This window comes from Olsenella uli, from assembly GCF_901212675.1.
Classification (GTDB): domain Bacteria; phylum Actinomycetota; class Coriobacteriia; order Coriobacteriales; family Atopobiaceae; genus Parolsenella; species Parolsenella uli_B.
In genome coordinates, this window is the sequence record NZ_CAAKOQ010000021.1 from 83,888 (window position 1) to 94,684 (window position 10,797).

Genomic DNA, 10,797 nt, shown 5'->3' on the forward strand with positions numbered 1-10,797 from the left:
GCATGAGCAAGAACATGAGCAGGCGCGAGTTCGTGGGCGCCTTTGGGGCATTCGCCGGCATGATCGCCCTGGCGGGCTGTGGTTCCAGCGCTGGTGGCAACAAGGCCGCCACCTCTGCCGCCGCGAGCACCGCCGCCGAGACGGGCGATCTCGGCCTCGTCAGCGCCGGCAAGCTTACCATCGGCGTCTCGCCGGACTTCCCGCCGTTCGATAACATGGAGAACGGCAACTACGTGGGCCTCGACATCGACCTCGCCAAGGACCTGGCCGACAAGCTGGGCCTCGAGGTCGAGTACAAGAACCTGCAGTTCGACGCCATCGTTCCCGCCGTCGCCGCCGGTGGCCAGGTCGACCTGGGCATCTCGGGCATCACCGTCGAGCCCGACCGGGAGAAGCAGGTCAACTTCTCCGACTCGTACTACATCGACGACCAGTGCATCGTCGTCATGAAGGACAACACCTCCGTCACGGCCGACGACCAGAGCGCCCTCAACGCTGCCGGCGTCACCATCGCCGTGCAGTCCGGCACCACGGGCGAGTCCTACGCCAAGGAGAACTTCCCCAACGCCACGACCCAGCCCTACGGCAACGCCACCGACTGCTTCGCCGCGATGCAGGCCGGCCAGGCCCAGGCCGTCGTCACCAACAAGGCCGTGGGCAAGCAGATGGTCGCCGACGCCTACACCGACGCCCAGGTCGTGAAGGAGATCGCCACGGGCGAGGAGTACGCCTGCGCCGTCTCCAAGGACAACGACGCCCTGCTCTCCGCCGTCAACGACGCCATCAAGCAGCTTCAGGACGACGGCACGCTCGACGCGCTCGTCAAGAAGTATCTCGGCTAGCCTTGCCTCCCTGGCCCCTCTCGCGCCCGTCCGCTCTGCGGCCCGTGGCGGGGGAGGGGCCTTTGGCGTTTCGGACGATTTCTTGTCCGGCTCGCATGCGACAATGATTCGGCCCAGATGGGAGGGCTCTCCCGAGCCCGCCGGCTGGGACCGCGCAACCCGTCGTCGATCGGACGCTTCATGAATCATCGCTACCTGCAACCCGCCCGGCTCCTCCTCGCCCTCGCGGCCGCCTGCGCGCTCGTGCTGGCGGCACCCGCGCCGGCGCAGGCGCTGAGCACGGCAAAGCTCACGGCCAAGCCCAACTCCGACTCGGGCTCGGACGTACTGGGCGCCACCGACACACGCATCACGTGGGAGGGTCAGGCCTCGGACGACGAGCAGCTCACGGCAGTCACGCTCACGCTGCCCGACGGCACCGCCTACACCACAAACGACGCCAAGGTCACGCTGCTCTCTGACAGCGACCCCTCCAAGCCGGGCAACGACCTCATGAAGCGCGACACGCCCAAGTTCCAGATCTCGAGCGACGGACAGAGCGTCACCTACGCCTTCTCAGACCCCCTGCCGGCCGGCTCGTACGTGCGCCTCGAGCTCTACGGGGTTGACTTCCCGGCCATGGGCGGCGACATGCAGGTCAAGGTCTCCTACGCGACGGGCGAGGCAGGCTCGCTCGCCCAGGGCGGCGAGCTCACCGACGTGCCCACCATCGCGGTCAAGGGCGTGACGCCCACCGAGCAGCTGGCCACCTACCTCGAGGGCCAGGAATGGGTCAAGCGGTGGAACTCCAACACGTTCCTGCGCCTGTTCCTGAACCCGCCCATCCTCGTGTCGAGCTTCCCGAGCGTCTTCCAGGGCTTCATCATGGCGCTCGCCATCGTGCTCGTGGCGTTTCCGCTCGCCATCCCGTTCGGCTTCGTGCTTGCGCTCATGCGCATCTCCAAGAGCCGCGTCCTGCGCGCCGTCTCGAGCTTCTACGTGAACATCGTGCGAGGCACGCCGGCGTTCCTCCAGATCTACATCGCCTTCTTCGGCCTGCCGCTCGCGGGCGTGCAGATTCCCAGCTACCCGCTCGGCGTGGCCGTGATGGCGCTCAACTCGGCGGCCTACCTCTGCGAGATCTTCCGTGCGGGCATCCAGTCCATCCCCAAGGGCCAGGACGAGGCCGCGCGCTCGCTGGGCATGACCGCTGCGCAGACGATGCTCTACGTCATCATCCCGCAGACGCTGCGCAACGTCCTGCCCACCATGACGAGTGAGTTCATCCTGCTCTACAAGGACACCTCGCTGCTTGCCGCCGTGGGCGTCATGGAGGTCGTCATGTACGCCAAGACCATAGTGGCCAGCACGGGCTCCATCACGCCCTACATCGTGGCGGCGCTCTTCTACCTCGTGGTGACGCTGCCGCTCGCCCGCGTGGTCGGCAAGCTCGAGGCCAGGCTCCTGGGCAAGGACACCGGCTCGCGCAAGCGCGGGAAGCCCAGGAAGAGCGCGGGCCAGATGCCCGTCATCGACGGCGACCACCTTGCCTAGGGAGGAGCGAGACATGGCAGACGACAAGACGATCGAGGCCGCCCAGGCCGCAGCCGAGCCCGCCGCGTCCTCGGGCGCGCCCAAGGACTCGCGCGAGGTCATGGTGAGCATCCGCGACCTCCACAAGACCTACGACGACGAGACGGTGGTGCTACGCGGCATCAACCTCGACGTGCACAAGGGCGAGGTGGTCGTGGTGCTGGGGCCGTCGGGCTCGGGCAAGTCCACGATGCTTCGCTGCGTCAACCTGCTCGAGACCCCCACGAGCGGCCACATCCTCGTGGAGGGCACCGACATCACGGCCAAGGGCACCGACATCAACGCCGTGCGCACCAAGCTGGGCATGGTGTTCCAGCAGTTCAACCTCTTCCCGCACCTCTCGGTGAGAAAGAACGTCATGATCGCCCAGCAGAAGGTGCTCAAGCGCTCCAAGGAGGAGGCCGAGAAGGTCGCGTTGGCCGAGCTTGACAAGGTGGGCCTGGCCGAGCGCGTTGACTACATGCCCTCCCAGCTCTCCGGTGGCCAGCAGCAGCGCGTGGCCATCGCGCGAGCCCTTGCCATGAACCCGCACGTGATGCTCTTCGACGAGGCTACGAGCGCCCTCGACCCCGAGCTCGTGCGCGACGTCCTGGGCGTCATGCGCGACCTCGCCCGCGAGGGCATGACCATGATCGTGGTGACGCACGAGATGGGCTTTGCGCGCGAGGTGGCTGACCGCGTGGTCTTCATGGACGGCGGCGTCATCGTGGAGGAGGGCACGCCCGAGCAGGTGTTTGACCATCCGAGGAGCGAGAGGACGGCGGAGTTCCTCGGCAACATCAAGGGCGTGTAGGCCGTCGCCGATGGGGCGGGCTTCGTGATGGTTGCCGTCCGGTGCCTTCCCCTTCGCTCTCCGCTCAGACAGCTTTGCCTCGCTTTGCTTGGCAAAGAACTCGCGGGCGAGCGAAGGGGAAGGCCCCGGACGCTGACGTTGCCGGCCCGCCCCATCGGCGAGACCACAGTGGGCGCCGGGCTTCTTTCTTGATTGTTGCTGGTTGTAACCGTTTACCGATGGATGTTGACGGTTCGTGGTATTCTTTATTGACTGCTATCACGCCCTGTCTTGAGGCGGGATGGAGCGCGTATCGAGGACAAGGGGCAGGGTATGCACCATAAGAAGGTCTTGCTCATATCGCGCACCACGAGGCTGCATGACCGCATGCGCGAGCTGTCGCATGCCCTCGACGTCTCCGTGCTGCTGGCTACTCCCGATACCTTTGACCAGGCCGTTTCCAGCGGTAACGACTTTGACCTGATCACGCTCGACCTTGCCGGGGTTACCGACGACCTCGTCTTGCGCGCGAGCGGTTATGCTGCGGACAACGGCTGCATCCCGCAGCTGCTCGTGGTGGACGAGGACAAGCTGTCCGGCCTCCACATGCCCGTGCAGGGATGCAACGACTTCATCCTCTCCAGCGCCAAGCAGGACGAGTTCGAGGTGCGCATGACGCAGCTCCTCTGGCCTGGCGAGGAGAACGCCCCCTCGGACATCGTGGTCATCGACAACATGACCATCAACCTGGCCACGTACCAGATCTACATCGATGACAAACCGGTCGACCTCACGCTCATGGAGTACTCGCTGCTGAGCTTCCTCGCCACGCATCCGTCGCGCGCCTACTCGCGCGAGACGCTGCTGCACCGTGTGTGGGGCTTCGAGTACTGCGGCGGCACGCGCACGGTCGACGTCCACATCCGTCGCGTACGCTCCAAGGTGGGGCCGCAAGTGGCCTCGCACATCTGCACGGTTCGTGGCGTGGGGTACCTCTTCAAGCTGTAGCGGCTCGTTAGCGCCTGCGTTTTCTGACTACTGCCAGCCTGCGGCTCCTTGCCGCGAGCGGGCAGCGGCCTCTCTGTTTCAGGATGCCGCAAGCCTTGTTCTGCGCAGGTGGCGCGTGGTGTCTCCGTGGGAGCTTTCAGGTTTCCGGGGTACAACATGTCTCAACAACGCGACGGCGCCCGCCGGCCGCCCGACTCGGCATCTGGTGGCTGGCGGCGACCTCGCGTCTGTGGCCAAAAAGGGCGTTGAGAGCGCCATGTGATAAGGAGCGGGTATGTCCGACAACAACGATCAGAGGCCGCCGTTTCCGGGCGGCATTCCCAGCCAGCAGGCCCCGGTGCAGCCTGACGCCCGGCAGCCCACGGCCGCACAGCCGGCTGCCGCGAAGGACAACAGCTGGTATGCGGCGGCGCAGGCGAGGGCCCAGGCCCGCGCGGCGGGCGACGCCGCCCGTCCCAACGCCGCGCAGCCGGGCGCCCCCGCGCAGCCGGGCGCCACGGTTCAGGACGCTCCGCGGGCAGCCCATGCCGCGACCCAGCAGCCGCTCGGCGCCACGCAGCGTCAGGCCTTCGTGCCGCCGGTGCCGCCCCAGGCCCCCGGCGTCCCTGGCCCCGGTGCCGGCGCCCCCGAGCCCGAGAGGCCCAAGCGCAGGCACCCCGCCGTCAAGGCGGCCCTGCTCGGCCTCCTCGGTGGCGTGGTGGGCGCGGGCGCGCTCGTGGCGGCCCTGCACTTCGCGGGCGTCATCGGCAACAACACCACCATCACCACGAGCGGCGGCTCCAGCCAGCCCATCACCATCAACCCGTCCGACGACTCCACGAAGCTCGCCAGCGCCGTGGCCGCAAAGGCCCTGCCGTCGGTGGTCTCCATCAACGTGACCACGGGCGACGGCGAGGGCGTGGGCTCGGGCGTCACCCTCGACGCCGACGGCAACATCCTCACCAACTACCACGTGGTCGAGGGCGCGCAGACCATCTCGGTCTCGGCTGACGGCAACAGCTACGACGCCACGGTCGTGGGCACCGACGAGTCGAGCGACCTTGCCGTCATCAAGATCGACCCGGGTTCCAACAAGCTGACCCCCATCGAGGTGGGCGACTCCAGCAGCCTTCAGGTGGGCGACTGGGTGATGAGCATCGGTAGCCCCTTCGGCCTCGAGCAGTCCGTCTCCACGGGCATCGTGAGCTCGCTCTATCGCTCCACGATGCTGCAGGGCTCGTCGGGCAACACCATCTACACCAACCTCATCCAGACCGACGCGGCCATCAACCCCGGTAACTCCGGCGGTGCCCTCGTGAACGAGCGGGGACAGCTCGTGGGCATCAACTCGATCATCGAGAGCGCGAGTGGCTCGAGCTCGGGCGTGGGCTTCGCCATCCCCGGCAACTATGCGGTCGAGGTGGCCAAGACGATCATCAGCGGCCAGACCGTGAAGCACGCCTACCTGGGCGGATCGTTCCAGACCGTGACGGCGCAGAACGCGCGCCGCAACAACCTGTCGGTCAACCAGGGCGCCTACGTGGCCGAGGTCACGAGCGGCAGCCCCGCCGACCAGGCCGGCATCAAGCAGGGCGACATCATCACGGCCATTGATGACCAGGAGATCACGAGCTCCGACGGCGTGGTGCTGGCGGTGCGCTCGCACAACGTGGGCGACACCGTGCAGGTCAAGCTCATGCGCGGCTCGCAGGAGATGACCGTGAGCGTCACCCTAGGCTCCGACGAGGCGCTGCAGTCGCAGCAGGACGACCAGTCCAGCTCGCAGGGGTCGCTCCTCGAGCGACACCTCAAACAGTACGGCTATGGCAACGGCTCCGGGTCGGACTCCGGCGGCGGATCAACCGGACGCGGCGGCTCGCTGGGCGGAAGCTCCTATGACGACTCCTCCACGGGCTCTGCCTCGACCTCCGCGGAGGCGGCCGCGTAGCGACGTGGCCCGCACGTCCGGTGGCGGCTCGGACAAGGCAGCCACCGCGGGGCGCGGAGACGAATCGAAGGTCAGCAAGGCGTGAGATAATGGCCGGCGGACAACTGGGTCCGCCGGCCATTTGCGTGCGGACGAAGCGAAGGGAACCCCATGTCAGACGATTCGACGCCAAGCCTGTTTGATGCCATGCCCGAGGGAGGCGCCGACCCCGTCGCCGGCCCGGCTGAGGGCCAGGCGGGCGCATCGGCGCCGGACGACCAGGGCCCCGCTGTCCCCGCCCACCCGGCCGACACGCACGCCAAGGACCCGGCGGCCCGCGCGGCCGAGCTTCGCCACCTGCTCGACTACCACGCCTACCGCTACTACGCCCTCGACGACCCCGAGATAACGGACGCCCAGTTCGACCGGATGCTCCGCGAGCTCCAGGCCATCGAGGAACTGCATCCCGAGCTCGTGACGCCCGACTCCTACACCCAGCGCGTGGGCGGCTTCGTCTCGCGCCAGTTCGCCCCGGTGACGCACGCGGCGCGCATGTACTCGATCGACGACGCGATGAACCTCGACGAGCTCGACGAGTGGCTTGCCCGCACCGACGAGGCCCTGGGCGCGAGCGAGGCCAACCCCGTCGCCTACACGTGCGAGCTCAAGATCGATGGCCTCGGCGTGGCGCTCACGTACCGCGACGGCGCCTTCGTGCGCGCGGCCACGCGCGGCGACGGCACCACGGGCGAGGACGTCAGCGCCAACGTGCGCACCATCCGCGACGTGCCGATGCACCTCAAGCCCGAGGGCCTGCGTCGCGTGGATGGCGGCGGCTTTGGGCACTCGCTCGAGATCCGCGGCGAGGTCTATATGCCCAAGCACAGCTTCGAGCGCCTGAACGAGCAGGCCGACTCCGAGGGCCGCGAGCCCTTCGCCAACCCGCGCAACGCCGCCGCGGGCAGCCTTCGCCAGAAGGACCCCAAGATCACGGCGCGCCGCGACCTCGAGACCTTCATCTACGCCGTGGCCGACGAGGACCCGCTCCACGTGACTACGCAGCACGGCTTCCTCGAGTGGCTCAAGAGCTGCGGCTTTAGCGTGAACCCCAACTGGCGCCGCTGCAAGACGGCCGCCGAGGTGCACCAGTACTGCGCCGACGCCCTCGCCAACCGCGACGGCCTCGACTACGACATCGACGGCGTGGTGGTGAAGGCCGACAACTTCGCGAGCCAGGAGGCCCTGGGCTTCACGGCGCGCGCGCCGCGCTGGGCCATCGCGTTCAAGTTCCCGCCCGAGGAGAAGCGCACCGTCCTGCGCGACATCCGCATCCAGGTGGGCCGCACGGGCGTGCTCACGCCGGTGGCCGAGTTCGACCCGGTGGTGGTGGCGGGGTCCACCATCGCGCGTGCCACGCTGCACAACGAGGACGAGGTGCGCCGCAAGAACGTGCGCGTGGGCGACACGATCGTGGTGCACAAGGCTGGCGACGTGATTCCCGAGGTCGTGGGTCCCGTGCTGGAGCTTCGTCCGGCCGACGCCCCCGAGTTCCGCATGCCGCGCACCTGCCCCAGCTGCGGTAGCCCCGTCGTGCGCGAGGAGGGCGAGGTTGCCTGGCGCTGTGTCTCGATCGACTGCCCGGCGCAGGCCCACGAGCGCCTCTGCCACTGGGTGAGCCGCAAGGCCATGGACATCGACGGGCTGGGCGACGAGCTCATCGGCAGTCTCGTGGCAGCCGGGCTCGTCTCCGACGTGGCCGACTTCTACGACGGGCTCGACGAGCGCGCGCTGGCGGCGTGCCCCACCGGTCGCGTGAGCGTGGCCGGCGATGACATCCTCGTGGGCAAGGTCATTGCAGCCAAGGTCATGGCGCAGGTGGAGGAGAGCCGCGGCCGCGGGCTGGCGCGCGTGCTCTTTGGCCTGGGCATCCGACACGTGGGCGAGCAGGTGGCCCGCTCGCTCGCGGCGGAGTTCGGCTCGCTCGACCGCCTGCAGGCTGCCGACGAGGAGCGCATCGCCGCGGTGGACGGCGTGGGTCCCAAGATTGCCCGGAGCGTCCGCGAGTTCTTGGCCGTGCCGGAGAACGTGGCCGTGCTCGAGCGGCTGCGCGAGGCGCGCGTCTCGCTCGAGGAGGAGCGGCCGGCCGAGGAGCGCCCGCAGACGCTTACCGGCCTCACCTTCGTGCTCACGGGCACGCTCGAGCGCCACACGCGCGATGAGGCGAAGGCGGCGCTCCAGGCCCTGGGCGCCAAGGTGAGCGGCAGCGTGTCGAAGAAGACGAGCTACGTGGTGGCGGGTGCTGCGGCCGGCTCCAAGCTCACCAAGGCCGAGAGCCTGGGCGTGCCCGTGTTCGACGAAGCCGCGCTCGACCACATCCTGGCCACGGGCGAGGTGCCCAGTGAGTAGGAACCGGAAGCTGCTCTGCGTGGGGCTTCTCGTCCTGCTCGCCTTCTCGCTTGGGTGCTCGGAGTTCGTGGTCATCGGCATCGAGCCCGAGCTTGCGGCCGCGTTCGACGTGAGCCTCGCGCGGGTGGGGCAGCTCATCAGCTCGTTTGCGCTCACGTATGCGGTGGCGACGCCGGTGCTGGCGCTCTCGACGGGGCGATTCAGGCGCTACCAGCTGCTCGTTGGCTACTCCGCGCTGTTCTGCGCGGGCAACCTCGTGGCGGCCGTGGCCACGGCGTTCGACGTGCTGCTCGTCTCGCGCGTCATCATCGGCAGCGTCTCGGGGGCGCTTCTTGCCGTGGGCGTCACCTACCTGCCCGAGCTCGTCGGCCCCCGGCGTGTGTCGCTCGCAATCAGCGTGGTGTACGCGGCCTTCTCGGTGGCCATGGTCATCTCGACCTCGCTGGCCAAGATCGTCGCCGACGCGCTCGACTGGCACGCGGCCATGGTGGCCACGCTCGTGCTTGCCGTGGTGACGTGCCTGCTGCTCGTGGCCATGCTGCCGCGCGAGGGCGCCACCGACGCGCCTGCCACCGTGCGCGAGCAGGCGGTGCTGCTCTGCGAGCCGGCGATCCTCTGCGGCATGGTCATCTTCGTGTTCGGCGTGGGGTCGGTATACACGTTCTACGGTTACATCACACCCTACCTCGAGCAGGTCCTAGGCATGGACACGGCCGCGGCGAGCGCCACGCTCATGGGCTACGGCGCCATGACGCTCGCGTCCAACCTCATCGCGGGTTGGCTTGACGCGCGCTTCGGCATGCGGGCCGAGCTCGTGACGTTTCCTGTACAGGCGCTGCTCCTGGCAGCGCTCTCGCTGGTGGGGCCGGCCATGCCGTGGGCGCTCGTGCTCATCATGGCCGTGGGCCTCTCGATGTACCTGTTGTCGGTGCCCATCATCTCGATGTTCATGCGCATCGCAACCGAGCGCCATCCCAAGGCGCTCACCCTGGCGAGCTCTATCGAGCCGATGGCGTTCAACGTGGGTATCGCGTTTGGTACGGCCGTGGGCGGCGTCGTGGTGTCGGGGCCGGGCATGGGCGTGAGCGGCTACGTGGGCGCCGTATTCTCGCTTGTGGCCTGCGCGCTCGTGGCGCTGACGCTGCGGGTCGACCGCCGCCGGGGGTAGGGGACGGGTTCGGGCCGTCTGTGTTGCAGCCGTTCCACTCTTTTTGCCGTGCCCTGCCATCTGTGGCTTGGTGTTTCGTTTGGTAAACTTCCCCGCGCGGACCCGCCGCCTCGCCCGTTTGCGCTATCGTTTTCCCATAAGACATGAGAGACGGGAGCGACGCATGAGCTACGGGCACGGAACGGACTCCACCGAGCTGCGGACGAACCACGGCCATATCGACTTTGCCGGCCTTCCCAACACCCGTGACCTCGGCGGACTCGAGACTGCCGACGGGCGGCACGTGCGCTCGGGCAGGCTCCTGCGCTCGGGGACGCTCTTCTTTGCCCGCGACGGGGACCTCAAGCGGCTGCGCAAGGAGTACCACCTGCATGCGGTGGTCGACCTGCGCGGCGACGATGAGCTTGCCGAGAAGCCGGACCCGATGCGCCGCCTGCCGCTCGTGCGCTACGTGCACGCCGACGTGATGCGTGGCGGCATCGAGGGCATCTCGCAGGACGAGGCCTCCAAGGCGCGCCTCCTCGAACTCGAGCGCGCGTCCACCGACGACCCGCCTGCGTTCATGGAGGCCGTCTACCCCGACCTCCTGCTGTCCGACCCAGGCATCAAGGCGTACCGCAAGTTCCTGAAGACCGTGCTCGACACGACGCGCGGCTCGGTGCTGTGGCATTGCCACGTGGGGCGCGACCGCTGCGGCATGGCCAGCATGCTCGTGGAATACATCTTGGGCGTGCCGATGTCGGTCATCGAGGACGACTACCTGGCCACCAACATCTACACCGACGAGCCATCAAGCGAGCGCACCGACGCCAACATCCGCTTTATCCGTGCGGCCGTCGGCGCCGTCGACCGCGAGTACGGCAGCATCGCCGGCTACATCAAGGGTGCGCTCGGGTTCAAGGACTCCGACCTCAACGAGCTGCGGGAACGCTATCTCGAGGCGTAGACCCGCCCGCTCGCGATTGGCGGCGCGCCTGGATTGGTGTCGGTTTTCGCCCCTTGAACTGGCGTACTGGACGAAAGAACTGCACACCGGAGAAGCCCGGTGTGCAGTTCTTTCGGATTTGTGTGGGTGCAGCCTTGCCTTGCTAGCTGGGCGTGCGGTTTAGGCGGATTTGAATAT

General features: G+C 68.0%; 8 protein-coding genes. All 8 read left to right on the forward strand.

The annotated features are described in order from the left end of the window. Window positions 1-2 precede the first annotated feature (2 nt). Window positions 3-842, forward strand: a complete 840-nt coding sequence (locus EFAMC1_RS02600) for an ABC transporter substrate-binding protein (protein WP_154052780.1) — start codon at window positions 3-5, stop codon at window positions 840-842. A gap of 180 nt (window positions 843-1,022) precedes the next feature. Continuing rightward, window positions 1,023-2,375, forward strand: coding sequence for an ABC transporter permease subunit (locus EFAMC1_RS02605; protein WP_154052781.1), 1,353 nt, complete (start codon window positions 1,023-1,025; stop codon window positions 2,373-2,375). 13 nt (window positions 2,376-2,388) lie between these two features. Next, window positions 2,389-3,207, forward strand: a complete 819-nt coding sequence (locus EFAMC1_RS02610) for an amino acid ABC transporter ATP-binding protein (RefSeq protein WP_154052782.1) — start codon at window positions 2,389-2,391, stop codon at window positions 3,205-3,207. 312 nt (window positions 3,208-3,519) lie between these two features. After that, the gene (locus EFAMC1_RS02615; protein ID WP_154052783.1) at window positions 3,520-4,194 is read left to right on the forward strand and encodes a DNA-binding response regulator; all 675 of its coding nucleotides are present in this window, start codon (window positions 3,520-3,522) and stop codon (window positions 4,192-4,194) included. A gap of 274 nt (window positions 4,195-4,468) precedes the next feature. Continuing rightward, a complete protein-coding gene (locus EFAMC1_RS02620; protein WP_154052784.1) occupies window positions 4,469-6,121 on the forward strand; it encodes a S1C family serine protease in 1,653 nt (550 codons plus the stop codon). A gap of 150 nt (window positions 6,122-6,271) precedes the next feature. After that, window positions 6,272-8,506 (forward strand): NAD-dependent DNA ligase LigA, encoded by a 2,235-nt coding sequence (ligA, locus tag EFAMC1_RS02625; protein ID WP_154052785.1) that lies wholly within the window; start codon window positions 6,272-6,274, stop codon window positions 8,504-8,506. After that, the gene (locus tag EFAMC1_RS02630; protein WP_261981726.1) at window positions 8,499-9,674 is read left to right on the forward strand and encodes an MFS transporter; all 1,176 of its coding nucleotides are present in this window, start codon (window positions 8,499-8,501) and stop codon (window positions 9,672-9,674) included. The genes ligA and EFAMC1_RS02630 overlap by 8 nt, the downstream gene beginning before the upstream one ends. A 163-nt stretch (window positions 9,675-9,837) precedes the next feature. After that, on the forward strand, window positions 9,838-10,620 hold the full coding sequence (locus tag EFAMC1_RS02635) for a tyrosine-protein phosphatase (RefSeq protein WP_154052786.1): 783 nt from the start codon (window positions 9,838-9,840) through the stop codon (window positions 10,618-10,620). The last annotated feature ends 177 nt before the right edge of the window (window positions 10,621-10,797 follow it).